A 23,662-nucleotide genomic window follows, 5' to 3' on the forward strand; every position below is an offset into this window, starting at 1 on the left:
GGCGGGGTCAGCGTTCGGGGCCGGGGACGGAGAGGGGGTTGAAGCCGTACGGAAGCTCGAGGCGGTGTGCGGCCATCAGGTCGCCGTCGCCGAGGAGGTCGCGGGTCTTGCCGTCGGCGACGATGCGGCCGTCGTCCATCAGGAGGCTGCGTTCGCAGAGCTGGAGGGCGTACGGGAGGTCGTGGGTGATCATCAGCAGGGTGACGTCCAGGCCGGCGAGGATGCCGGCGAGTTCGCGGCGGGCGGCGGGGTCGAGGTTGCTGGACGGTTCGTCGAGGACCAGTACCTCGGGGCGCATCGCCAGCACCGTGGCGACGGCGACGCGGCGGCGCTGGCCGAAGGACAGGTGGTGCGGGGCGAGATCTGCGTGATCCTGCATCCCCACCTGGACCAGTGCCTCGTGGACGCGATCGTCCAGCTCGGATCCGCGCAGGCCGAGGTTGGCCGGGCCGAAGGCGACGTCGTCGCGGACGGTGGGCATGAACAGCTGGTCGTCGGGATCCTGGAACACCAGACCGACCTTCCGCCTGATCTCGCCGAGATGCTCGCGGTGCAGACCGGTCCCGCCGATCTGGATCCGGCCGCTCCCGGTACCGCCGGCGACCGAGCCGAGGATGCCGTTCAGGTGCAGGACGAGCGTCGTCTTGCCGGCGCCGTTCGGCCCGAGCAGCGCGACCCGCTCCCCGCGCTCAACCGTGAAGTCGACACCGAACAGCGCCTGCCGCCCATCCGGATAGGCGAACACCAGCCGCTCGACCTGAATCGCAGGACTGTTCACAAGCTCACCCGCGCCGCAACAGCGATCAGGACTGCGACCAGTGAGATCCCAAGACCTTCGAGCCATTGCGCGCTCGATGCGCCGTGCACGCTGAGCAGCGGCATCCGGCCGGTGTAGCCGCGGGACCGCATCGCCAGGTGCACCCGCTCCCCACGTTCGAAGCTGCGCACGAACAGCGCCCCCACTCCCCCGGCCACCGCCTTCAAATGACCCACGCGGCCACCCATGTACCCGCGGGACTCCCGCGCGACCCGCATCCGGTGCAGATCGTCCGAGACCACGTTGAGGTACCGAACCATGAACGACAAGATCGCCACGAGCGTGGCAGGCAACCGAAGCCGCTCCAACCCGGCCAGCAGCTCGCGCGGTGCGGTCGTTGCCGACAGCAAGATCGCGGCGATCACCCCGAGCGTCCCCTTCGCGAGCACGTTCCACGCTCCGAGCACACCCGACCGGGACAGCTCCAAGCCCAACAGGGAAACCTGCGGGCCGGTCGCCACGAACGGCAGCAGCAACGCGAAAACGATGAACGGGGTCTCCACAGCCAGCCTCCGCGACACCACCAGCGGCGGCAACTTCGCGACAAGGACAGCCGCCACGAGCATCCCGGCGTACACACCGAACGCCCAGAAGATGGCGGCCGGCGTCGACACCACGGCGAGCACGAAGACGAACAGCGCCACCAGCTTTACCTGCGCCGGGATCCGATGGACCGGACTGTCCACCGCGACCAGTAGGCCGTCGCCGGTCACGATGCCTTGCCGGCGCGCAGCGACGCGAGCTTCGCGATTGCCAGGCCGACCACGATCGTCACCAGTACGCCGATGATGCCCGCCAGCGCGCCCGAGACCTGCGCGTTGCCGATCCCGTGGACGCCGTAGTCAGCCAGCGGGCTGCCCGCGACAGCCGAATCCTTGGCGGCGCCGTCGAATCCGAGCTTGGCCCCCACGAACTCCAGCCCGTCCGGATGCGCGCTCGCGAACAGGCTCAGCCCGCCGGCGACGACGAGCGTGACCGCGATACCGATCCCGAGCGTCCGCCCGGCCGGCTTCGGTCCGATCGGCCGGTCCGGCGACACTGTCGAAGTGTTGCCGTCGGCATCGACCAGGACGAGGTCCTGCTGCAGGTGCCGAGCGGCGTACACGAGGTCGGGGCGGGTCGCGACCACCGCGCTCAGCACGGCCGCGGTGATCACCGCCTCACCGATCCCGACCAGGATGTGCCAACCGACCATGGCCGTCGCGAGCTTGCCGAGCGGGATGTCGACCGCGCCGCCGATCGCATACAGTCCGGTGAACGCGAGCGCCGCGATCGGCACCGAGACCAGCGCGCCGACCGTTGCCGCCGGTACGACGCTGCCCACGCGCCGCGGCATCAGCTTCAGCAGCGCGCGCGTGACGAGGTACCCGACCAGGACCGTGATCAGCCCCATCAACGTGATGTTCGTGCCCAGCGCGGTCAGACCACCGTCGGCGAACAACAGCCCCTGGACGAGCAGCACCGTGGACATCACCAGTACAGCGGTCCACGGCCCGACCAGCGCGGCCGCGAGCGCACCACCGAGCAGGTGACCGCTCGTCCCGGCGCCGACCGGGAAGTTCACCATCTGCACGGCGAACACGAACGCCGCGGTGAGACCGGCCAGCGCCGGCCCGGTCTCGCGGAGCTCGCGGTTCGCCCGCTGCAGGCTGAAGCCGACCGCCCCGGCCGCGATCAGGCCGGTGGCGACGGAGGTCGGCGCGTCGAAGAACCCATCAGGAACATGCACGCGCACATTCTCGATCTACTTGCGACCGGATCGCAACAAGCGGTTCACAATTCCTTCAAGGTCTCGCCGATCGCACGGTGGAAGGTCGGGTATGCGTAGATCATCTGTCGCAGCGAGTGAACGGGTACGGAGGCGTGCACCGCGACCGCCAGCGCGCTGAGCACCTCGCCACCGGTCGGCCCGGCACTGGTGGCACCGACCAGCACGCCCCGATCGGCGTCCATCACGACCTTGATGAAGCCCTCGTTGCCCGCCTTGTGGATCCAGCCCCGCGTCGACGCCGGGATCGGGGTCGACCCGGTCCGCACGTTCAGCCCGGCATCCCGGGCCTGCTGCTCGGTCATCCCGACCGCGCCGATCTCCGGATCGGTGAACGTGACCCTCGGCATCGCGTGGTAGCTCGCGGTCGGTGCGTCCGGCTCCTGCAGGATGTCGCGGACCGCGATGTCGGCCTGGTACATCGCGTTGTGCGTGAAGGCGCCGACGCCGGTCACATCACCGATCGCCCACACCCTGTCGCCGGCGCGGACGTGCTCGTCGACCTCGATCCGGCGAGCGGCCGGGTCCAGCCCGACCTTGTCCAGCCCGAGGTCCGCCGTCGCCACCCGCCGACCCGTTGCCACCAGCAACTTCTCGCCGCTGGCCGACGATCCGTCCTCGAGCGTCACGGTGAACGTGTCCCCGGCGTACCCGACCTGCTGGGCGTGCGCGCCGACCTTGAACGCCACGCCGTCGCGCTCGAGCGCTTCGCGAGCCAGCACCCCGGACTCGGGCTCCTCCATCGACAGCACCTCGGGCGCGCCCTCGATCACGGTCACCTGAACCCCGAAGCGGGCGAACACCTGGGCGAGCTCCATCCCGATCGCGCCGCCACCGAGGACGAGCAGCGACGCGGGCAGCGTCTCGACCTCGATCGCCTCGCGGTTCGTCCAGTACGGCGTACCGGCGAGGCCGTCGATCGGTGGGACGGACGGGACCGTACCGGTGGCGATCACGATGCCGCGGGTCGCCTCGAACTCGCGGTCGCCGACCTGGACCGTGCTCGGTCCGGTGATCGTCCCGCGGTCCTTGATCACGGTGGCGCCCTTGTTCACCAGGCGGTCGACCGCGACCTGGTCGTTCCAGGTGTCGGTCGCCTCCTCGCGGATGCGCTTGGCGACCGGAGCCCAGTCCGGCTGCACGGTCGCCGTACCGGCCATGCCGTCGACACGGCGGGTCTCGGCTATCAGGTTCGCTGCCCGGATCATCATCTTGCTCGGGACGCACCCGTAGTACGGGCATTCGCCGCCGACCAGCCGGGACTCGACACCGACCACTCGCAAGCCCGCCTGCGCCAATCGCCCGGCTGCCTCTTCGCCGCCGACCCCGAGCCCCACCACCACGACATCAACCTGTTCAGCCATGCCGCCAATCTTCCAGAGCCACGGGACCCGGCCAAGTCTCCCCCCGGCGCGTCATCGGACGGTAAGGAGGCGTTCACCACTGACAACTAGCGTCCTGTACCCGTCGAAGTGAGGACAAGGTTGTTCGATTTCTCCGGTTTCGGCAGCATCAACCTCGAAACTGTCATCGCCCTCGTCACGCTGATCGGCACCGCGATCGTGTGGCTGCTCGACCGGTACGTGTGGCGCCGCAAACGGCTCGTCTACCGGGTCCAGGTGGACGCACAGATCGGGGTGCATCCCCGGCAGAACCGCGCCAAGGAAATGGTCGACATCGAGGTCGTCCACCAGGGCAAGGCGGTCCACGACCCGAGCATCGTGCTGCTGCGGGTGGACAACACCGGCACCGACATCGAGGCGAAGGACATGCAGGGCGCGGTGAAGTTCACCTTCCCGGGCCGCAGGATCGTCCGGATGAAGGTGGTCGAGTCGCACCCGCCGGACATCGGCGAGCTGCTCGAGGCCGACATGCCCGCCTCCGGGTACGTCGACACCGACGCGATCACGGTGCCGAAGCTCGCGATCAACCGTGGCGACCACTTCAAGTTCCTGCTCGTGCTGTCGGGGAAGGGCAAGGACGTCACGCACTCCGGCTACCTGGCCGGCGGGGCCAACGGTGGCGTGTACCACGAACCACGGCCGCGCGGCCCGGGTCGCCGTACCCTGATCTTCGGCGCGACGACGCTGGTGCTGGTCGGTGCGCTGGTCGCGTTCTTCCTCGTCGACGTCCTGCAGCCGCCGCGCAACTGCGCGTCGGGTGAGCTGCGGGTGATCGGATCCAGCGCGGTCGAGCCGACGATGGCCGAGTTGCGCAGCGCGTACGTCGCCGAGTGCTCGAACGCGGACATCACGATCGCCGCCAACGGCAGCCGCAGCGGCGTCACCGACCTCAGCGGCCTCGGCGCCAAGGACGCGGGCGCGGCGAGCAAGGTGATCGCGATGTCCGACGGGCCCGCCGTGGACGCACCGGGTCTCAGCGGCGAAGCGGTCGCTGTCGTCGTGTTCGCTGTCGTCGTCAACCGGGCGGCGGATATCTCCGCGCTGACCACGACCCAACTGCGCGACATCTACACCGGGAAGGTCACCAACTGGGAGCAACTCGGCGGGCGGAACGTGCCGATCCGGATGGTCAGCCGGGTCGGGCCCGCCTCCGGCTCGCGGCTGGTGTTCCGCGAGAAGGTGCTCGGCGGCGATCAGGAACTGGGGATCACCTCGGACGACTGCCGGCGCGACGACGACGCCGCGACCACGAAGTACCACCGCTGTGAGGTCGGTACGACGGAGGAGCTGCTGACGCGGGTGAACGAGATCGACGGCGCGATCGGGTACGCCGAGCTCGGCAGCGCACGGAAGTACCCGCAGCTCTCGCCCGTGACCATCGACGGGGTCGTCCCGGACACCTCCAAGGTGGCCGACCGCTCGTACACGTTCTGGGAAGTCGAGCACGCCTACACCTACAAGGCACCGGCCGCGAAGTCGCTGACGGCGGCGTTCCTCGACTACCTGCGCTCCACCCAGGCGCGGCCCGTGCTCGAGCGCGGTGACCTGGTTCCGTGCGGCGATCTGCCGACGGGGTTCTGTGGATGATCGCTCTGTGAATAATCCCAGCGCTCGTGGACGGTTCTCCGGATAATTCCCGCTATGTATGTGATCGCGCATCTCAGTGACCCCCATCTCGACGGCTCCGACGAAGCCCGCGACAGGCTGCGAAAGATCACGTCGTACCTGCGTGAGTTCCGGCGCCCGGTCGACGTCGTGCTGGTCAGCGGCGACCTCGCGGATCACGGCCAGGAGTCCGAGTACGCCGAGCTCGCCGCGGAGCTGAAGCTGGACGTGCCGGTGCTGGTGCTGCCGGGCAACCACGACGTCAGCGCGCCCCTACGCGCCGGCCTGTCCTCGTTCGTCGACTCGGCCGGCGAGGGACATCCGGTGCACCAGGTGCACGACGTCGGCGGCGCGCGCTTCGTCCTGCTCGACACCTCGGTCCCTGGTGAGGACCACGGACTGCTGTCGGCCGAGTCCCTCGCCTGGCTCGACGGCGTACTGGCCGAGCCGGTCGACGGGCTGCTGTTCGTCGCGTTCCATCACCCGCCCTTCGAGCTGAACCACCCCGTCCTCGACCAGTGGCTGCTCCGCTCCGGGCCGGAGCTCGAGGCCGTTCTCAGAGGCAAGCCGATCACCGCCCTGCTCGCCGGGCATGTGCACAACGGCCTCGCGACGACCTGGGCCGGACTGCCGTTCCTGGTAGCCCCAGGTGTCCGCTCGACCCCGCCGCTCCCCTTCGAGCCGCCGGCTCCTGGCGGCGGCCTCGTCGACGGCACCACCGCCCACCCGGGCCTGGCCCTGCACATCGCCACCCCCGGCGCACCGCTCCAAACCCTGTTCCGGCACCCAGCCTGAGTGGCATTAGTGTGCTCACATGTACGTGATCGCACACCTCAGTGACCCGCATCTCGACGGCTCCGACGAGGCGCGGTCGCGGCTGCGGAAGATCACGTCGTACGTCCGAGCCTCGTCAGTGGCCGTCGTGCTGGTCAGCGGGGACCTCGCCGACCATGGGCTGCAGACGGAGTACGCCGAGCTCGCCGATGAGCTGACGTTCGACGTGCCTGTGCTGGTCCTGCCCGGCAACCACGATGTCACCGCGCCGCTGCGGACTGGGCTCGCGTCGTTCGTCGATTCGTCGGGCGACGGTCATCCGGTGCATCAGGTGCGCGATATCGGGATCGCTCGTTTCGTGCTCGTCGACAGTACGGTGCCCGGTGCGGACCACGGGCTGTTGTCCGACGAGTCGCTCGCCTGGCTGGACGGCGTACTGCGGGAGCCGTTCGACGGACCGGTCTTCGTGGCGATGCACCATCCACCGCTGGAGCTGCATCACCCGGTGATGGACCAGTGGAAGCTGGAAGGGCAGGCGGCGTTGGCCGAGGTCCTGACCGGCAAGCCCGTCACGGCCATCCTCACCGGCCACGTGCACAACGCGATCGTCACGTCGTTCGCCGGCCATCCGGTGCTGGGTGCGCCTGGGATCCGTTCGACCGTCCCACTCCCCTTCGAGCCTCCGACCGACGACAGCACCGTCGTCGACCCCTCCGCTCACCCCGGCCTCGCCCTGCACATCCACACCCCGGACGAGCCCCTCCAAACCGTCTACAGGTACCCACGATGACCGTTGACGAGCCTCCGACCCCGGCGATCGAGACCTTCGTGCTGCACCCGGTCGCCCGCGTCGAGTCCAGCCTGCGCGAGCGCGCCGACGCTCCTCGCCAGGGTGACGAAGGCGCTCCGGACGCCTGGGTCGTCTTCGACGAGTCGGTCCGCGCCGCGCTCGCCGACGTCAAGGCCGGCGACGAGCTCATCCTCATCACGTGGTTCGACCGGGCTGACCGCGGCGTACAGAGCGTTCACCCCCGCAGCGACCCGACCCGGCCACCGACCGGCGTCTTCAGCACCCGCTCCCCCGACCGCCCGAACCCCCTCGGCCTGCACCGGGTCACCGTCCTTGCCGTCGACGACCTCCGGGTCCACGTCAACAACCTCGAAGCCCTCGACGGCACCCCGATCATCGACGTCAAGCCGGTCATCGGCGACATCTCTGACCGCTGACCAGGTCTAGCGCCAGAAACTCCAGCCCTCGGGAGCCTTCGGAAACGTATGCGGCGGACTCCACCGCCGCGGCGGACGCCATCCCGGCGCGACAGGCGGCCAGTTCGGCGGGGGCTGGAACCGATACCGCTTGTCCCGCGCGTGCCAGAACAGCGACCACCCGGCCGCAGCCAGAGCCGCACACCACAGTGCCACGGCCACGATGCCGAAAGTCGAGGGCTCAGGGCCACAGCCGATGCCGTCCGGGGAGCACGGGTCGGACGGAGCCGCCATCGCCAGCAGGCCGAAACATCCGACCAGCGTGAACACGCCCGCGAGGCACCACCCGACCGTGATCAGGATCCGGTGGGAGGGCGCGTCGGAGTACCCATGAAAGACCCTCGGGTCCGGGGGCGCTGACTGACTCACGCCGTCATTACAGATCAGCGCTCCCCGGTCCGGGCGAACCAGCCTCCGGTTGGCACCCAACCGTGACCTTGGACTAGAAGTTGATCATGTGCCCTTCGAGGCCGTGGAAGGCCTCCTGGAGGGCTTCGCTCAGGGTCGGGTGGGCGTGCACGTTGCGGGCCAGTTCCTTGGTGGTGAGGTCCCACTTCTGGGCCAGCGTGAGCTCGGGCAGGAGCTCGGTGACCTCGGGGCCGATCAGGTGCGCGCCGAGCAGTTCGCCGTACTTCGCGTCGCTGATCACCTTCACGAAACCGGTCGGGTCGCCGAGGCCGTGCGCCTTGCCGTTCGCGGTGAACGGGAACTTCGCGACCTTGACGTCGAAGCCCTCCAGCCGCGCCTCTTCCTCGGTCCACCCGAAGCTGGCGATCTGCGGCTGGCAGAAGGTCGCCCGCGGGATCATCTTGTAGTCGAGCTCCATCGTCTCGTGCCCGGCGATGGTCTCGGCCGCGATCACGCCCATCGCCTCGGCCGCGTGCGCGAGCATCAGCTTCGCGGTCACGTCACCGATGGCGAAGACGTTCGGCAGGTTCGTCCGGCAGAAGCCGTCGATGTCGATCGCGCCGCGCTCGGTCAGCTTCACGCCGATCTTGTCCAGGCCGTAGCCGTCGACGCGGGGCTGGAAGCCGATCGCCTGCAGGACCTTGTCGGCCTCGAGCGTCTTCTGCGCGCCGTCCTTGCCGGTGACCGTCACCGTGACCTTGTCGCCGGAGTCGTCGATCGAGTCCACCCGGGTCCCGGTCAGTACGTCGACGCCGAGCTTCTTGTAGGCCTTGGCCAGTTCCTTGGACACCTCGATGTCCTCCAGCGGCACCACCCGGTCGAGGAACTCGACGATCGTCACCTTCACGCCGTAGTTCGCCAGCACGTAGGCGAACTCGACGCCGATCGCGCCGGCGCCGGCGATCACGATCGAGCCGGGCAGCTCCTCGGTGAGGATCTGCTCCTCGTACGTGACCACGCGCTCGCTCAGCTGGGTGCCCGGCAGCAGCTTGGTGGTCGCGCCGGTGGCCAGGATGCAGTTGTCGAACGTCACCGTCTCCGAGGAGCCGTCGTTCAGCGTCACGTCGAGGGTGTTGGGGTCGGTGAACGAGCCCCAGCCGTCGAACTCGGTGATGTTGTTCTTCTTCATCAGGAAGTGGACGCCCTTGACCCGGCCGTCCGCGACCTTGCGGCTGCGCTGCACCGCGGTCGGGAAGTCGAAGGTCACCTCGCCGCTGATGCCGAAGGTCTTCGCCTCCGTGCGGAAGATGTGCGACAGCTCGGCGTTCCGCAGCAGCGCCTTGGACGGGATGCAGCCCACGTTCAGGCAGACACCGCCCCAGTACTTCTTCTCGATGATGGCGGTCTTGAGGCCGAGCTGGGCTGCGCGGATCGCCGCGACGTACCCACCCGGACCGGCGCCGAGGACAACAACGTCAAAGTGCGAGGCCATGCAGTGAACTTTAATAGGTCACCCCAGCACGGTGCGTGTCCCGGGGTACGCTGGGCAGGCGCGTGAGGCGAAATCATGGGGGACCGATGGATCTGGGGAGACGTCGGGGGCTGCGATTCGCGGCTTTCGGGACACTGCTGGCAGTGGTCGCACTGCCGGCGTACGCCGACGACCCGACACCCCCGCCACCCGCCTCGGTGACCGACGTCAACCGCTCGCTGGAGCAGCTGCAGGCCGAGGCCGCCGCCGTCCAGGCCGACTTCGCGAAGGCGACCATCGCCTACACCAAGGCCCTCAAGGACGCCCAGACCGCCGAGGCAGCCGCGAAGAAGGCCGAGGCCAGCGCCACGGTCTCCAAGGGCAAGGCAGACGAGGAGCGCCGCCAGCTCGGCCTCCTGACCGCGCAGGCGTACCAGCTCGGCATCCCGACCGTGATGGGCACCGAGTCGATGCTCTGGTCGCTCGCCCCGGTCGCGGAGAACCTCCAGGAGATCGCCGACCGGCAGACCGCCATCACCCAGCTCGGCAGCACGCAGGTCTCGCAGTACCGCACGGCGATGGAGGCCGAGTCCGAGTCGATCCGGCTCAAGGCGGAGGCCACCACCAAGCGGGCAGCCGCGAACGACGCCGCCGCCAAGGCACAGGACCTCAGCAAGCAGGTGCAGCAGAAGGCCGCGGACGCCTCGGCGGCCATGGCGGACCAGACCTCCGACCTCGACGTCGCGTCCGCGCTCTCCAAGCAGCTCCAGCTCGCGCGCAACCAGCAGGCGCTGAGCCGCTGGCAGACTTACCTGACCGAGCTCACCACGGCGAAGATCACTCCCCCGGCGGCCGCCGTACTCAAGAACCCGTCCAAGCTCCCGGCCGGTCTGGCGCCGCTGACCCGCCGGGGCGCGGCTGTCCCCGGCGTCGCGTCTGTGGCCGTCGCCGGGCGGACCGTGCGGGTGATGTCGGCCGAGACGATCCGTGCGGTCAACCAGGCGTTCAGTCTCGTCGGGAAGCCGTACGGCGTGGCCGCGACCGGACCGGACAAGTACGGATGCCTCGGCGCGGCTCGCGTCGCGTGGCAGCCGTACACCACCCTCCCGAACCTGGTCGGCAAGGTGTACCCGGGCTACCAGGCCGTCCCGAACGCCCAGATCCAGCCGGGTGACCTGCTCGTGATGGGCAGCAAGTCGCTCGGCCTCGTCCACATCGGCATCGCCCTCGACAACGGCGAGATGATCGCCGCGGACGAGGCGAAGGGCTCGGTCGTCGTCACCACCGTCCCCGACAACCTGTACGCCGCCCTCCGCCCGACCCTCGGCGCACCGGCCAAACCGCAGGTCGCCCCCGTGGCGTCGTCCAACTCGTACGCATTCCGCTGCGGCAACACCGCGACGTCGTACAACGTCGGCACGGGCGCCTGGACGTGGCCGCTGCCGGACGGCACCTACGAGATCGGTACGCCGTTCGGTCAGTCCGGGTCGATGTGGGCGACCGGGTTCCACACCGGGCAGGACTTCCCGGCTCCCGTTGGTACGACGGTGCGCGCGGTGACGCCTGGTGTTGTCCGGGTCGAGCACCCCGCATGGGCCGGCAACCTGGTGCGCATCGATCACGGCGACGGGCTCGAGACGCTGTACGCGCACCTGAGCCGAGTCGACGTCAGAGACGGACAGCAGGTGACCGCGGGTCAGCAGATCGGTGCCGTCGGCACCGAAGGCAACTCCACCGGTCCGCACCTGCACTTCGAGGTCCGTCTCGGCGGCGATCCGGTCAACCCGATGCCCTTCCTGGCGACCGGTTCCGCGAGCACCGGCTGGGGTGGTTACAGCAACGGCATGATCCCGGCCGGCAAGCTGTGCGGGATCGGCGGCGGGCACATGCTCCGATGCGACGCGGCCGCGGCGTACCTGCAGCTTGCGAGCGCTTACCGGGCGCAGTTCGGCAAGACGCTGTGCATCACCGACTCCTACCGCTCGTACGCATCCCAGGTCGACCTGTACGCCCGCAAACCGTCGCTGGCCGCCCTGCCCGGCACGTCCAACCACGGCTGGGGCGTGGCGGTGGATCTTTGTGGCGGCATCGACAGGTACAACACCACCCAATACCAGTGGATGAAGTCCCACGCCCCGGCGTACGGCTGGCTGCACCCGGCCTGGGCCGACCAGGGCGGCAACCGCGAAGAACCGTGGCACTGGGAGTTCGGGAACCCGGCCAGTTCGTAGCTGCCCGGTAGGCTGAGCGTGTGGCCGAGCATGAGAGTCCCGACCGCACCGATCACAACATCACGTTGGATGCTGCGGACGACCGGTGGGAGTGGCGGCGGAGGATTCGCGAGAATCCGCGCAAGCTGCTGTTCTACCGGATCGGCGTGGGCGTCCTCGGTGGGCTGCTGATCATCGCCGCGCCGCTGACCGGCTGGCTGCCGGGCCCGGGCGGGATCCCGTTGTTCATCGCCGGCCTCGCCGTGCTGGCCAGCGAGTTCGAGTGGGCCCAGCGGCTGTTGTACCGGGTCAAGGACTGGGTGAAGGCGCTCACCGCCTGGACCGGCAAGCAGCCCGCCTGGCTGAAGGCGCTCGGGACCCTCGCACTGTTCCTGTGTGTGCTCGTGGCGATCTGGCTCTACCTGGCCGTCCTCGGCGTCCCAGGCTGGCTGCCCGACTCCTGGGAGTCATTCCTGCACAGGCTTCCCCTCCTTCATTGAGTAGTCGGGCAGCTCGATCAGTTCGCTCATCTTCTGCGCCATCCTGATCATCTGGTTGTTGAAGAACGGGATGTCCAGGATCCGGTTCCGCGCGGTCAGCCCGAACCGGGTCGCCGGCGCCAGGAACGACCCCGCGCGGCTGCCGTCCTGGGTCGTCGTCACCGACTTGCGCAGCCGCGCCTCGTACCGGCCGAACGCGGCCCGGAAGTCACCGCCGGCCCGGGCCAGCTCCCCCGCCAGCACATAGGCGCCGACCACCGCCGTACCCGTCCCGAGGGCTCCGAACGTCGCGCCGTACCCCGCGTCGCCGAGCAGCACGATCCGGTCCGTGGACCAGCGGTCGACGCTCACCCGGCTGATCGAGTCGAAGTACAACTCCGTTGCCGCCGGCAACCCTTTCAGCAGCTCCGGCACGTGCCAGCCCAGACCGGTGAACTGCTCGCGCAGGATGGCCTTCTGCTGGTCGAGATCACGCCGGTTGTAGGTCAGCTCCGGCGACTTGAACACGAACAGCGTCTGCGCCAGCCCCGGGTCGCGGCGGTCCGCGCCGACGCTCGCCAGCTTCCCCGGCACGTTGTACAGCAGCGAATCGCTACCACTGATCCCGAGCGTGTTCGGGACCTCCCAGCCGCCCACGTAGTAGTTCAGGTGGCGCTCGACGACCCGCTCCTGCGGCCACGCCAGCCGCCGTACGACGGAGTGCATGCCGTCAGCCCCGATGACCAGGTCGTAGGTGTCCTCGACCCCACTCTCGAACCGCACGTCCACGCCGTCCGCGTGCTCCCGCAGCTCTGCGATCGAGTCCCCGAAGCGGTACGTCGCCTGCGCACGGCTGTGCTCGTACAACACCCGCGACAGGTCTGCTCGCAGTACCTCCAGCTCGCCGCCGGAGAACTCCGGTGGCAGCCGCATCAGCTTGCGGCCCAAGGCGTCGACGAAGCGCATCCCACTGCCGCCGGTCTGCACCGAACGCAGGTCGGACAGCACACCCATCCGGTCCAGAACCGTCGTGAACACCTCGCCGCGGAAGTCCACGGCGTACCCGCCCCGCCGCAGCGCCGGGGCGATCTCGACCACCGTCACGTCGTGGCCGGCCCAGCCCAGCCAGAGCGCCACCGACGGGCCTGCCACGCTCGCACCTGATACCAGAACCTTCATCGTCGTCCTCCTCGAGAAGTTATTGTGTCCGATGGACACAGTAAAGTGTATGGTAGACACAGTTCAAGCGAATTCACTTCGAGAAGGATCGAAGGATGTCTGATCTCCTCTGGGGCAAGCCGCCGCTGCCGAGTCGTGGCCCGAAGCCGGCCGTGACGCTGACCGGGATCGCCGAGGCGGGCATCCGGATCGCCGACGCGGAAGGTCTGGACGCCGTCTCGATGCAGCGCATCGCCGACGTGCTGCCGGTGACGAAGATGGCCCTCTACCGGTACGTGCCGGGCAAGACCGAGCTGGTCGCGGTCATGAGTGACCTCGCGATGGGCGCCCCGCCGGACCGCCCCGACCTATCGTGGCGCGAGGCGCTGTACACCTGGGCCATCGATCTGTACGACGGTTTCCTGCAACACCCGTGGTTGCTCCAGTCGACCATCGGCCGCCGCCTACTCGGCCCGAACGAACTCACCTGGATGGAGCGCGGCATCGCGGCACTCGCCGGGACCGGTCTGACCGGCGGCGAGCAGCTGGACTCGATCCTGGTGATCACCAGCCACGTCCGGAACCTCGGTCAGCAGTCCGCCAACCTCCCCGGCCACAGCACCGGACTCACCGAAGACGACATGCAACGCTCGCTGGCCGAGATCCTCACGACCCGGGCCGACCGCTTCCCCCACCTCGCCATCGCCATGCGGACGACGGCCGGCAGCGAGAACCAGGGCCTGGAGTTCGGGCTCGAGCGGATCCTGGACGGTCTCGAGCTGCTGATCAGCGGGAGGAAGGTGTCGACTTCACGGCATTGAAACGTTGCCGGTAGATCGATGCCGGGAGTCCGTAGTGGGACTTGAAGCGCCGGGCGAAGTAGTTCTGGTCCGGCCAGCCGACCGACTCCCCGATCCGGCTGATCGGCAGGTCCGTGTGCAGCAATCGGTCGGCCGCGAGCTCGACACGATGCCGGGACAGGTACGCCATCGGTGGAAGTCCGGTCACCGACTTGAACAGCCGAACCAGGTATCCCGGCGCGAGGTGCAATTCACCGGCCAGATCGGTCAGCGTCCAGTGCCGCGCCGGATCGGCCTCCATCAACCGCATCGCATCGAGCACGGCGGGATGGGTGTGCCCGGCATGCTCACTCCGCTCGTCGCGCTCGGCCACGGTCCGCGCGACGCAGCTCAGATACAACGAGAGCCAGCCGATGACCTCGCCGCGATGCCGGCTGAGCGGCTGGTCCCGCAGTTGCCGCAGTCCGTCCAGGTGCCCGACGGCCTCCTTCACCGTGGCCGGATCCAGGTGCGTCGCGAGCATCCCCCGGCGCTCCGCGGAGAACGGCCCGGTCCACAACAGGTAACCCAGTAAGGGATCTTCGCGCGCCCAGGCGAGCTCGCGCCGGACCAGATCGGCCGAGAAGCAACAGTTGTAGACCTCGAGCGCATCGCAGTCGACGTACTCGTGCCACACCCCCGGACGCAGCAGGATCGCATCGCCGGCCCGGAGTTTCTGGCGCCCGGCGAGGCTGTGGTGGATGCCTTCACCGGCCGTGACGAGGGCCAGCTCGAAGAAACTGTGCGTGTGCAGCGGATGGGAATTCTCGTGCACGTGCGGGCCGGCGTGCACGACCGTCCCTTCGACGAAGTGCAGCACCGTCCCGCGAGTCCTCACCGGCTCGTCGACCATGGTTCACGATACGAGCCAAGGTGCAGATCGTGCTAGACCGAGTGCACTTCGGGCTACTCGCCGGCGACTGCCGGCCGCAGGATCGGGGAACAGGCGAAACGTCGCGCCAACCATCCGAACAGAACCGAGGCGCTTCGCCGGAGCACCCAATGAATCGTTTCACTCGCGACTTGGAGCCTCATGTCGAACCTCGCCGCACCCACCGCCCTTCGCTTCGAGCATCGGCCCGCACCCGTTGCCGGGATCGGTACCGCGACGCCCCGGATCTCCTGGCAGATCCCGGCCGCGGACGCCGGCTACGCGCAGACGGCGTACGAGATCGAGATCACCGCCGGCACCACCCAGACCTTCGCTGTCGAGTCGCCCGACCAGATCCTGGTCCCCTGGCCGGCTGACCCACTGGCCTCCCGCGACGTCGCGCAGGTCCGGGTCCGCGTCCGCGGTACCGACGACTGGAGTGACTGGAGCGAGCCCGCGACCGTCGAGGCGGGCCTCCTCGCCTCGGACGACTGGACCGCCCGGTTCGTCAGCCCGCGGGACAACCCGCACGGCTCCCCCGCTCCCCTGATCGGTGGCGTCGCGGACCTTCCGGACGGGATCGTCAAGGCCCGCCTCTACGCGACGGCGTACGGCATCTATCTCCCCGAGCTCAACGGGAAGCGGGTCGGCACCGAGGAACTCGCGCCCGGCTGGACGGCGTACCAGTACCGCCTCCGCTACCAGACGTACGACGTGACCGAGCTTGTCCAACCTGGTGAGAACAAGCTCGAGTTCCTCGTCGGCAACGCCTGGTACCGCGGCCGGATCGGTTTCCAGGACCAGAAGCAGCTGTACGGCGAGCGCCTGGCCGTACTCGCGCAGCTCGAGGTGACGACCGCCGATGGTCAGCTCCACACCTTCGGCAGCGACGGCACCTGGACCTCCCGGGAGAGCAGCGTCCTCGCCGACGACCTGTACGACGGCCAGACCACCGACCTGCGCAGAACGCCAGGACAGCGCTCCCCGGTGGACGTTCTCGACGCCGACCTGAGCCTGCTCGTCGCACCTGACGGTCCGCCGGTCCGGATCACCGATGTCCTGCCCGCGCTCGAGATCACCACGTCGCCTTCCGGGAAGACGCTGGTCGACTTCGGCCAGAACCTGGTCGGCCGCGTGCGGCTCAAGGTCCGGGGCGGCGCGGAGGGCGACGAGATCGTCCTGCGGCACGCAGAAGTCCTGGAGAACGGCGAGCTCGGCGTCCGCCCGCTGCGGACCGCGAAGGCGACCGACACCTACTTCCTGGCCGGCCCCGACGAGGTCGTCCTCGACTCGCCGCTCACCTTCCACGGCTTCCGGTACGCCGAGGTCACCGGCGTGGACGGTCTCGCGAAGGAGGACCTCGAGGCCGTCGTCATCGGCAGCGACCTGCAGCGGACCGGATGGTTCGAGTCGTCGAACGAGCTGCTCGACAAGTTCCACGAGAACGTCGTGTGGGGCATGCGCGGCAACTTCGTCGACGTACCCACCGACTGCCCCCAGCGCGACGAGCGGCTCGGGTGGACCGGCGACATCCAGGTCTTCTCCCCCAGTGCGAGCTTCCTGTTCGACACGGCCGGCTTCCTCACCAACTGGCTGGCCGACCTGTCGGCCGAGCAGCAGAAGGACGGCTCGGTGCCGTACGTCGTACCTGATGTGCTGAGGCACGACGGGCAGGCCACCGCCGCATGGGGTGACGCGGCAACGATCGTCCCCTGGGTGATCTACGAGCGCAGCGGCGACGCCGGACTGCTCGCCCGGCAGTTGCCGAGCATGCGCGCGTGGGTGGACAAGATGACCGACCTGGCCGGCAGCAATCTGCTCTGGTCCGGCGGCTTCCAGTTCGGTGACTGGCTCGACCCGACCGCGCCGCCGGAGAACGCGTTCGCCGCCAAGGCTGACCCCGACGTGGTCGCGACCGCGCACCTGGCCCGCTCGGCGGAGGTGGTCGGGAAGACGGCGGAGATCCTCGGCCACGCCGATCTGGCCCAGGAGTACACCGACCTGGCGGCGCGCGTGCGGCAGGCGTTCGCGACCGAGTACGCGACCGACGGCGGCCGCGTATTGAGCGACGCGGCAACGACTTACGCGCTGGCTCTCCAATGGGCGCTGCTGCCGACCGAGACCCAGCGCAAGCGAGCCGGCGAACGCCTTGCCGACCTGGTGCGGACCGCGGGTTTCCGGATCAGTACCGGATTCGTCGGCACTCCGCTGATGGCCGACGCCCTGGCCGATTCCGGACATCCTGACCTGGCCTACCGCCTTCTGCTACAGACAGGCTGCCCCTCTTGGCTGTACGCAGTGACGATGGGAGCCACGACGGTCTGGGAACGCTGGGACAGCATGCTGCCCGACGGCAGCATCAACCCCGGTCAGATGACCTCGTTCAACCACTACGCCCTCGGCGCGGTCGCCGACTGGATGCATCGCCGGGTCGCGGGCCTCGCGGCGGCCGAGCCCGGTTACCGCACGATCGACGTGCGGCCGTTGTTCACCGAGCAGCTCACGAAGGCATCCGCGAAGCACCTCACGCCGTACGGCGAAGCGTCGGTCGCGTGGACGCGGTCCGACGGGCAGGTCACGCTGTCGGTCACCGTTCCGGTCGGGTCCCGCGCCAAGGTCGAAGTACCTGGGCAGGGTGTCGTCGAGGTCGGCCACGGCACACATGAATGGACCGCCGACGACGCGCACGCCGAGCTGCCCGGACTGGCGGCGGATGCCACCATCCGTCAGCTGATGGACCACGAGCCGACCTGGACGGCACTCGCCACGGCGGCCGCGGAGGCGGGGGTCGTCACCGACGACGCCCACCTGGCCGCCCGCCTCGAGCGGTACCTCGACCAGCCGGCCACCGGACTGGTCGAAGCGATCAGTCCCCGTGGATTCACCCCGAGCGCCGAGGCACTGAAGGCCAAGCTCGAAGCCCTGCTCAACCACTGATCCCACCCGACCACCGCCCCGCTGCTTTGAACAACATCCCTTGGAGGTCAAGATGAGGTTCCGCCCAGGAGCGAGCGGACTGGCGCTGCTCGCCGCCGGTTCGCTCGTGCTCACCGCGTGCAGCGCGGGCAGTCTCGGATCCAGTAGTGACTCGGGCAGTAAGGGCTCGGTCGAGATCACCTACCTGATCGGCAACCAGGATCAGGACATCAAAGAGGCCAACCAGCTGATCAAGGACTTCACCGCGAAGAACCCCGGTATCACGATCAAGACCGAGACCCGGCCGGCCGGCACGGAGGGCGACAACATCGTCAAGACCCGGCTTTCGACCGGCGACATGCCCGATGTCTTCGGCTACAACACCGGGTCACTGTTCCAGGCGATCGCGCCGCAGAAGAATCTGGTGTCGATCAGCGACCAGCCGTACATCGGCAACCTGGACGACAACTTCAAGAAGACCGTGACCGCCGACGGGCAGGTATACGGCGTGCCCGTCGGGGGCTTCATGGGCGGCGCCGTGCTCTACAGCATCCCGGTGTACCAGAAGCTGGGCCTGAAGGTGCCGAAGACCTGGGCCGAGTTCATGGCCAACAACGCCAAGATCAAGGCCCAGGACCCCGGGGTCGCCCCGGTGATCCAGACGTACGGCGAGACCTGGACCTCGCAACTGTTCGTCCTCGGCGACTTCCACAACGTCTCCGCCGTCGACCCGTCGTTCGCGGACGACTACACCGCGAACAAGGCGAAGTACGCGACCAACCCGGCCGCGCTGAAGGGCTTCGAGCACACCGAAGCGGTCCACGACGCCGGCTACGAGAACAAGGACTTCGCCTCGGCGAAGCTGCCGGACGGCCTGAAGATGCTTGCCACCGGCAAGGGTGCGCACTACCCGAACCTGTCCGGGGTGGTCGCGAACATGGTCGCCACCTATCCGGACGCGGCCAAGTCCGTGGGCCTGTTCGCGTTGCCTGGTGACGATGCGAGCAAGAACGGCCTGACGCTGTGGACGCCGGGCGGGCTGTACATCCCGAAGACCACGACCGGCGACAAGCTGGACGCGGCGAAGAAGTTCCTCGCCTTCGTCGCCAGCCCGGACGGCTGCGCCTCGCAGACCACCGCCGGCGCACCGACCGGTCCGTACGCCGTCAAGGGCTGCACGCTCGGCAACGACGTACCGCAGGCGATCAAGGACATGCAGCCGTACCTCGACAAGCCGGGGGCGTCCAGCCTGGCGCTGGAGTTCCTGTCGCCGGTCAAGGGCCCGTCGCTCGAGCAGATCACCGTCGAGGTCGGCTCCGGCATCCGCAAGGCCAAGGACGGCGCCGCCCGGTACGACGAGGACGTCAAGAAGCAGGCGCAGCAACTCGGTCTGGCAGGTTGGTGAGGTTCGTGACTGTGTCGATCACACAGGAGCGCACCAAGACCGCCCCGGTCACCTCGACGACCGGGGCCAAGGTCTACCGGCCCTATTCGAACTGGTTCTACCTGCCGACCGCCGTCATCTACGGCGTGCTGTTCCTGGTCCCGACGTTCGCCTCGCTCTACTTCAGCCTGACCCGGTGGAGCCTGTTCGAGTCGAAGTTCATCGGGCTGGACAACTTCAAGCTGTTCTTCCAGGAGCCGGCGCTGGTCAAGGGCTTCACCAACACGCTGATCTACGCCGTCATCACGTCCGGGTCGAAGGTGGTGCTCGGGCTGCTGCTCGCGGTCCTGCTGACGTCGCAGATCGTTGCCCGCGGCTACCTCCGGTCGGTGGTGTTCTTCCCGGTGCTGGTCTCCACGATCGGCGTCGGCCTGACGTTCACCGTGCTGATGAACCCGGAGAAGGGCCTGATCAACGAGTCGCTCGGGCTGCTCGGGATCAACGGTCCCGGCTGGCTGACCGATCCGAAGTGGGCGCTGCTCTCGGTCGCCGCCGTCGATGTGTGGAAGGGCGTCGGTCTCGCGACCCTCATCTACATCGCCGGCATCGTCTCGATCCCCCGTGAGTACATCGAGGCCGCCCGGGTCGACGGCGCGACCTCGTGGCAGCAGTTCTGGCGGATCGTGCTGCCACTGTCCCGGCCGGCCACCGTTACCGTCATCATCTTGTCGCTGATCGGCGGGCTGCGGTCCTTCGACCTGATCTGGGCGATGACCCGCGGCGGGCCGGGATTCACCTCGGATGTGATCGCGTCGGTGATCTACAAGCAGTACCAGGCCGGGTTCTACGGCCTGTCAACCGCGGGCAACGTCGTGCTGTTCGTCACCGTCACCGCGATCATCCTGCCGTTGTCGTGGTTCCTCAACCGCAAGGAGGTGGACCTGTGAGCACCGCAGAGCTCGTCAACCACCGGCCGGCGCGCAAGTGGATCCTCAGCACGGTCGCGATCCTGGTCTCGATCGTGGTGTTCATCATCCCGTTCGCGTTCATCGTGCTCACCGCGGTGAAGGACCGGACCCAGTCCGCGGACCTGAGCTTCTCGTGGCCGCACCAGTTCCGCTTCGTGCAGAACTTCGTCGAGGTGGTCAAGGCGCGCGACTTCATGCTGGTGATCGCGTTCATCAACAGCACGATCCTGACCGTGGCCAGCGTCACCGGGATGGTGGTGCTCGCGGCCATGGCCGGGTTCGTGCTGCAACGGCGGAAGAGCCGGTGGAACGGGTTCATCAACTTCCTGGTGCTGGCCGGGCTGATCATCCCGCCGGCCGTCGTACCGACGATCTGGGTGCTGCAGAAGCTCGGCATGTTCAAGACGATGCCGGGGCTGATCCTGATCGAGATCGCCTACGGGTTGTCGTTCTGCATCCTGTTGTTCCGCGCGTTCGTGGCGACGATTCCGCGGGAGTTGGACGAGGCGGCCATTATCGACGGCGCCGGGCCGTTGAGGCTGTTCTTCCAGGTCGTGTTCCCGCTGCTGAGATCCGTCATCGTGACCGTCGTGGTGGTGCAGTCGGTCAACGTGTTCAACGACTTCGTGAACCCGTTGTACTTCCTGCCCGGTGACCAGAACGCGACGGTGCAGCTGACCTTGTACAACTTCTCCAGTCAGTTCACGACGCAGTACAACCTGCTGTTCATGGACATCCTGCTGATCACGATCCCGCCGCTGATCATGTTCCTGTTCTTCAACCGGCAGATCGTCGCCGGTCTGACGTCCGGAGCGATCAAGGGGTAGCCGGTTTGCGGACGATGTGGGCCGCCTGCGCCTTGTCCTTCTCGCCGGGCATCGCCGCGCGCGTCAGGGTCGCCACCTCGGCGAACCCGGCGCCGGCGAGCAGCCCGGCGACGTCCGCGGGGTCGTAGCTGTAGACCTCGAGGGCGAGGTCGTGACCGTAGGCGTTGTTCAGATGCCGGCTGCCGCCGCCGACCTTGAAGCCGTGCACGAGGTAGTCGCCCGGCTGCAGCACGCGGAAGAGCTCGGCGAACACCGCCGGCAGGTCCTCGCGCGGCGTGTGCACGAGCGAGTACCACGCGAGGGCCCCGGCGAGCTCGCCGTCCTTCAGGTCCAGGTCGAACAGCGACCCGACCTCGAACCGCAGCTCGGGATACTCGCGGCGGGCCACCTCGACCATCCCCGGCGTCAGGTCGACACCGAACACGTCCAGCCCGAGCCCGGCCAGGTACGTCGTGATGCGCCCGGTCCCGCAGCCGAGGTCCCCGACCGGGCCGGCCTCGACCAGGTGTGCGAAGTAGTCGAGGGCACCCCGCTCGAACGGATCCTCGCGGTGGTAGTCCCGGAGAATCGCGTGGTAGTCGGCAGCCGCTGTGTTGTATGACCCCTGGATGTCGTTCACCCGAGGACTGTACGAAGACCCTCCGACAGTTTCTGGTAGTCCGCGAGCGAGTTGTACGCATGCGCCGACAACCGGATGAACTTGCGTTCCTCGAACCCGGTGAACGTGATCTCGGCCTTCAGCTCGCGCGAGATCCGCATCTTCAGCGCGTCGCCACCGGAGAGGTCGACCGAGGACGGCAGCTCGACGAGGCGCATCGTCGCCGGCGGGTGGACGACCTCCGCGACACCGGTGCCGAGCGACTTGGCCAGGATCCGGGCGCCCTCCTCGACCAGCGCGGTCAGCTGCGGGCGCCGGGTCGGCCAGTCCAGGTCGGACAGCACACGAAGCGACTCGGGCGCGGCGATCCACGGGACGTAGTCGTACGTGCCCTGCATGTCGAAGCGCTCCGGCATCCGCTCGTCGTACTCCGACCACGAGACGATCAGCGGCATCGTTGCCGTGCGCCACTGCTCCGCGACCACCAGACCGGCGGTCGCCCGCGGCGCGGCCGGCCACTTGTGGAAGTTGCCGGTCCAGAAGTCGGCGCCGGCGGCGGCCGGGGCGTCGATCAGGGCCGGGGCGTGGGCGCCGTCGACCACGATCGGTACGCCGCGCTCGTGGGCCGCCTCGACGAGCGCGGCGATCGGCAGGACCTTCGCCGTACCCGACGTGATCTGGTCGACGATCAGAACGGACGCGTTGTCGAGCCGGTCCGCGATCAGTGACACCACAGTCTCGTCGTCGGCCTCCAGCGGGATCCCGACGATGACGATCTCGGCCTGATGTGCCTTCGCGAACCTCTCGGCGGCGTACCGGACCGCGCCGTAGGTGTGGTCGGTCAGCACGATCCGGCTGCCCGCCGGGATCGGTAGCGTGGCGAGCGCGACCGTGACACCGGCGCTCGCGTTCGGGACCAGGGCGAACCCGGCCGGGTCCGTCTCCAGGTACGCCGCCAGCGCGAGCCGGCTCGTGGTCAGCCGGTCGGCGACCGTCCGGAACCACACCATCGGGTTGGCGTCCATCTCGACCCGTAGGGCGGCCATCACCTCCTGGGTACGGCGCGGCACGGCGCCGTACGAACCGTGGTTGAGATGGAGGACACCGGGGTCGAGGGTCCACAGGTCGGGGCGGGGGTTGAGTACCGTCACTCGCCAAACGGTACATACTTCCAGTCGTGTATCCCTACCTCGACCACGACGGTCCGATCGCGATGGCCCATCGAGGCGGCGCGAAACACCCGGACAACGTCGGTTACGAGAACTCGCTGCACGCGTTCCAGCACGCGGTCGACCTCGGGTACACCTACCTGGAGACCGACCTGCACGCGACCAGCGACGGCGTCGTGATCGCGTTCCACGACGACAAGCTCGACCGGGTCACGGACCGGACCGGGGTGATCGCCGAGCTGCCGTGGTCCGAGGTCAGCAAGGCGAAGATCAACGGTCATGAGCCGATCCCCCGGCTGGACGAGCTGCTCGAGCACTTCCCGGACATCCGGTTCAACCTCGACATCAAGGCCGAGGGCGGCCTCGAGCCGGCCGCGAAGGTCCTGCGGGCCGCGAACGCGATCGACCGGATCTGCGTCTCGTCGTTCTCCCAGTCCCGGGTCCGGCGGATCCGCAAGCTGCTCGGTCCGCGGCTGTGCACGGGGTACGGCGAGTGGGAGATCGCCCTGATCCGCTTCCTGCCCTTCGCGCTGCCGTCGCCCGGCGCCTGCCTGCAGATCCCCCAGGCCTACGGCCCGCTCCGGGTCCTGACGCCCGGTCTGATCGAACGAGCGCATGCCAAGGGCAAGCAAGTGCATGTGTGGACCGTCGACGATCCCGCGGACATGCGGCGGATGCTCGACGCCGGGGTCGACGGCATCATCACCGACCGCACCGATCTTCTGCGCGAGGTCCTGGTCGAGCGCGGTCAGTGGAAGTGACCCGCGGCGCCCGGAGGCACCGCGGGCCGT

At 68.5% G+C, this 23,662-nt stretch carries 22 protein-coding genes; 12 read left to right on the forward strand and 10 right to left on the reverse strand.

Annotation, left to right across the window (positions count from 1 at the left end):
- Window positions 1-7: 7 nt before the first annotated feature.
- Genes OHA18_RS35950 through OHA18_RS35965 form a run of 4 tightly spaced genes read right to left on the reverse strand, consistent with a single transcriptional unit; the run spans window position 8 to window position 3,949 of the window.
- Window positions 8-778, reverse strand: a complete 771-nt coding sequence (locus OHA18_RS35950) for an energy-coupling factor ABC transporter ATP-binding protein (protein ID WP_328999829.1) — start codon at window positions 776-778, stop codon at window positions 8-10.
- Complete coding sequence (cbiQ, locus tag OHA18_RS35955; RefSeq protein WP_328999830.1) at window positions 775-1,530, reverse strand: cobalt ECF transporter T component CbiQ; 756 nt, start codon at window positions 1,528-1,530, stop codon at window positions 775-777. Before cbiQ ends, OHA18_RS35950 begins: the two co-directional genes overlap by 4 nt.
- Window positions 1,527-2,546 carry an energy-coupling factor ABC transporter permease gene (locus OHA18_RS35960; protein ID WP_328999831.1) on the reverse strand — a complete coding sequence of 340 codons (1,020 nt, stop codon included), beginning with the start codon at window positions 2,544-2,546 and terminating at the stop codon, window positions 1,527-1,529. The genes cbiQ and OHA18_RS35960 overlap by 4 nt, the downstream gene beginning before the upstream one ends.
- A gap of 44 nt (window positions 2,547-2,590) precedes the next feature.
- Window positions 2,591-3,949, reverse strand: coding sequence for a dihydrolipoyl dehydrogenase family protein (locus OHA18_RS35965; RefSeq protein WP_328999832.1), 1,359 nt, complete (start codon window positions 3,947-3,949; stop codon window positions 2,591-2,593).
- A gap of 120 nt (window positions 3,950-4,069) precedes the next feature.
- Between OHA18_RS35965 and OHA18_RS35970 the strand changes: the two genes are divergently transcribed.
- The 4 genes from OHA18_RS35970 to tsaA are packed head-to-tail and all read left to right on the forward strand — an operon-like array spanning window position 4,070 to window position 7,594.
- The gene (locus OHA18_RS35970) at window positions 4,070-5,575 is read left to right on the forward strand and encodes a PstS family phosphate ABC transporter substrate-binding protein (RefSeq protein WP_328999833.1); all 1,506 of its coding nucleotides are present in this window, start codon (window positions 4,070-4,072) and stop codon (window positions 5,573-5,575) included.
- 54 nt (window positions 5,576-5,629) lie between these two features.
- On the forward strand, window positions 5,630-6,388 hold the full coding sequence (locus OHA18_RS35975; RefSeq protein ID WP_328999834.1) for a metallophosphoesterase: 759 nt from the start codon (window positions 5,630-5,632) through the stop codon (window positions 6,386-6,388).
- 19 nt (window positions 6,389-6,407) lie between these two features.
- The gene (locus OHA18_RS35980) at window positions 6,408-7,157 is read left to right on the forward strand and encodes a metallophosphoesterase (protein WP_328999835.1); all 750 of its coding nucleotides are present in this window, start codon (window positions 6,408-6,410) and stop codon (window positions 7,155-7,157) included.
- Window positions 7,154-7,594 carry a tRNA (N6-threonylcarbamoyladenosine(37)-N6)-methyltransferase TrmO gene (tsaA, locus tag OHA18_RS35985; protein WP_328999836.1) on the forward strand — a complete coding sequence of 147 codons (441 nt, stop codon included), beginning with the start codon at window positions 7,154-7,156 and terminating at the stop codon, window positions 7,592-7,594. The genes OHA18_RS35980 and tsaA overlap by 4 nt, the downstream gene beginning before the upstream one ends.
- Before the next feature lie 6 nt (window positions 7,595-7,600).
- On the opposite strand, the gene OHA18_RS35990 is transcribed toward tsaA, so the two are convergent.
- Entirely contained in the window at window positions 7,601-8,002 is a 402-nt protein-coding gene (locus OHA18_RS35990; RefSeq protein WP_328999837.1) for a hypothetical protein, read from the reverse strand.
- 73 nt (window positions 8,003-8,075) lie between these two features.
- Window positions 8,076-9,473: a dihydrolipoyl dehydrogenase gene (gene lpdA, locus OHA18_RS35995; RefSeq protein ID WP_328999838.1), complete on the reverse strand. Its 1,398-nt coding sequence runs from the start codon at window positions 9,471-9,473 to the stop codon at window positions 8,076-8,078.
- An 86-nt stretch (window positions 9,474-9,559) separates the two neighbouring features.
- Between lpdA and OHA18_RS36000 the strand changes: the two genes are divergently transcribed.
- On the forward strand, window positions 9,560-11,683 hold the full coding sequence (locus OHA18_RS36000) for a peptidoglycan DD-metalloendopeptidase family protein (protein WP_328999839.1): 2,124 nt from the start codon (window positions 9,560-9,562) through the stop codon (window positions 11,681-11,683).
- A gap of 20 nt (window positions 11,684-11,703) precedes the next feature.
- Window positions 11,704-12,162 carry a PGPGW domain-containing protein gene (locus tag OHA18_RS36005; protein ID WP_328999840.1) on the forward strand — a complete coding sequence of 153 codons (459 nt, stop codon included), beginning with the start codon at window positions 11,704-11,706 and terminating at the stop codon, window positions 12,160-12,162.
- Here the strand turns inward: OHA18_RS36005 and OHA18_RS36010 are convergent.
- Window positions 12,130-13,320: an FAD-dependent monooxygenase gene (locus tag OHA18_RS36010; RefSeq protein ID WP_328999841.1), complete on the reverse strand. Its 1,191-nt coding sequence runs from the start codon at window positions 13,318-13,320 to the stop codon at window positions 12,130-12,132. The two genes, OHA18_RS36005 and OHA18_RS36010, sit on opposite strands and share 33 nt — an antisense overlap.
- Before the next feature lie 95 nt (window positions 13,321-13,415).
- On the opposite strand from OHA18_RS36010, the gene OHA18_RS36015 reads away from it, so the two are divergent.
- Entirely contained in the window at window positions 13,416-14,120 is a 705-nt protein-coding gene (locus OHA18_RS36015; RefSeq protein ID WP_328999842.1) for a TetR/AcrR family transcriptional regulator, read from the forward strand.
- On the opposite strand, the gene OHA18_RS36020 is transcribed toward OHA18_RS36015, so the two are convergent.
- Window positions 14,086-14,991, reverse strand: a complete 906-nt coding sequence (locus tag OHA18_RS36020) for a helix-turn-helix transcriptional regulator (RefSeq protein WP_328999843.1) — start codon at window positions 14,989-14,991, stop codon at window positions 14,086-14,088. The two genes, OHA18_RS36015 and OHA18_RS36020, sit on opposite strands and share 35 nt — an antisense overlap.
- Before the next feature lie 180 nt (window positions 14,992-15,171).
- On the opposite strand from OHA18_RS36020, the gene OHA18_RS36025 reads away from it, so the two are divergent.
- From OHA18_RS36025 to OHA18_RS36040, 4 genes are read left to right on the forward strand one after another with little or no spacing between them, the layout of a single operon-like run.
- Window positions 15,172-17,946 (forward strand): alpha-L-rhamnosidase, encoded by a 2,775-nt coding sequence (locus tag OHA18_RS36025; protein WP_328999844.1) that lies wholly within the window; start codon window positions 15,172-15,174, stop codon window positions 17,944-17,946.
- A 52-nt stretch (window positions 17,947-17,998) separates the two neighbouring features.
- Window positions 17,999-19,330, forward strand: a complete 1,332-nt coding sequence (locus OHA18_RS36030) for an ABC transporter substrate-binding protein (protein ID WP_328999845.1) — start codon at window positions 17,999-18,001, stop codon at window positions 19,328-19,330.
- An 11-nt stretch (window positions 19,331-19,341) separates the two neighbouring features.
- Window positions 19,342-20,256: a carbohydrate ABC transporter permease gene (locus OHA18_RS36035; RefSeq protein WP_134100570.1), complete on the forward strand. Its 915-nt coding sequence runs from the start codon at window positions 19,342-19,344 to the stop codon at window positions 20,254-20,256.
- Window positions 20,253-21,104: a carbohydrate ABC transporter permease gene (locus OHA18_RS36040; RefSeq protein WP_328999846.1), complete on the forward strand. Its 852-nt coding sequence runs from the start codon at window positions 20,253-20,255 to the stop codon at window positions 21,102-21,104. Before OHA18_RS36035 ends, OHA18_RS36040 begins: the two co-directional genes overlap by 4 nt.
- Here the strand turns inward: OHA18_RS36040 and OHA18_RS36045 are convergent.
- Both OHA18_RS36045 and OHA18_RS36050 read right to left on the reverse strand, forming a co-directional pair.
- Entirely contained in the window at window positions 21,094-21,723 is a 630-nt protein-coding gene (locus OHA18_RS36045) for a class I SAM-dependent methyltransferase (RefSeq protein ID WP_328999847.1), read from the reverse strand. The genes OHA18_RS36040 and OHA18_RS36045 overlap by 11 nt on opposite strands.
- Window positions 21,720-22,853, reverse strand: coding sequence for an aminotransferase class V-fold PLP-dependent enzyme (locus OHA18_RS36050; protein WP_328999848.1), 1,134 nt, complete (start codon window positions 22,851-22,853; stop codon window positions 21,720-21,722). The genes OHA18_RS36045 and OHA18_RS36050 overlap by 4 nt, the downstream gene beginning before the upstream one ends.
- 26 nt (window positions 22,854-22,879) lie before the next feature.
- Here OHA18_RS36050 and OHA18_RS36055 point away from each other — a divergent pair, with 26 nt between their 5' ends.
- Window positions 22,880-23,632, forward strand: coding sequence for a glycerophosphodiester phosphodiesterase (locus tag OHA18_RS36055; protein WP_328999849.1), 753 nt, complete (start codon window positions 22,880-22,882; stop codon window positions 23,630-23,632).
- Window positions 23,633-23,662: the final 30 nt, after the last annotated feature.

Origin of the sequence: Kribbella sp. NBC_00709, from assembly GCF_036226565.1 — a bacterium.
Lineage (GTDB): Bacteria > Actinomycetota > Actinomycetes > Propionibacteriales > Kribbellaceae > Kribbella.

Coding starts and splice junctions, on each gene's coding strand:
- OHA18_RS36020 (WP_328999843.1), bottom strand. CDS start 14,991: ATGGTCGACGAGCCGGTGAGGACTCGCGGGACGGTGCTGCACTTCGTC.
- OHA18_RS36010 (WP_328999841.1), bottom strand. CDS start 13,320: ATGAAGGTTCTGGTATCAGGTGCGAGCGTGGCAGGCCCGTCGGTGGCG.
- OHA18_RS36000 (WP_328999839.1), top strand. CDS start 9,560: ATGGATCTGGGGAGACGTCGGGGGCTGCGATTCGCGGCTTTCGGGACA.
- OHA18_RS36030 (WP_328999845.1), top strand. CDS start 17,999: ATGAGGTTCCGCCCAGGAGCGAGCGGACTGGCGCTGCTCGCCGCCGGT.
- OHA18_RS36015 (WP_328999842.1), top strand. CDS start 13,416: ATGTCTGATCTCCTCTGGGGCAAGCCGCCGCTGCCGAGTCGTGGCCCG.
- OHA18_RS35980 (WP_328999835.1), top strand. CDS start 6,408: ATGTACGTGATCGCACACCTCAGTGACCCGCATCTCGACGGCTCCGAC.
- OHA18_RS36025 (WP_328999844.1), top strand. CDS start 15,172: ATGTCGAACCTCGCCGCACCCACCGCCCTTCGCTTCGAGCATCGGCCC.
- OHA18_RS35975 (WP_328999834.1), top strand. CDS start 5,630: ATGTATGTGATCGCGCATCTCAGTGACCCCCATCTCGACGGCTCCGAC.
- tsaA (WP_328999836.1), top strand. CDS start 7,154: ATGACCGTTGACGAGCCTCCGACCCCGGCGATCGAGACCTTCGTGCTG.
- OHA18_RS35965 (WP_328999832.1), bottom strand. CDS start 3,949: ATGGCTGAACAGGTTGATGTCGTGGTGGTGGGGCTCGGGGTCGGCGGC.
- lpdA (WP_328999838.1), bottom strand. CDS start 9,473: ATGGCCTCGCACTTTGACGTTGTTGTCCTCGGCGCCGGTCCGGGTGGG.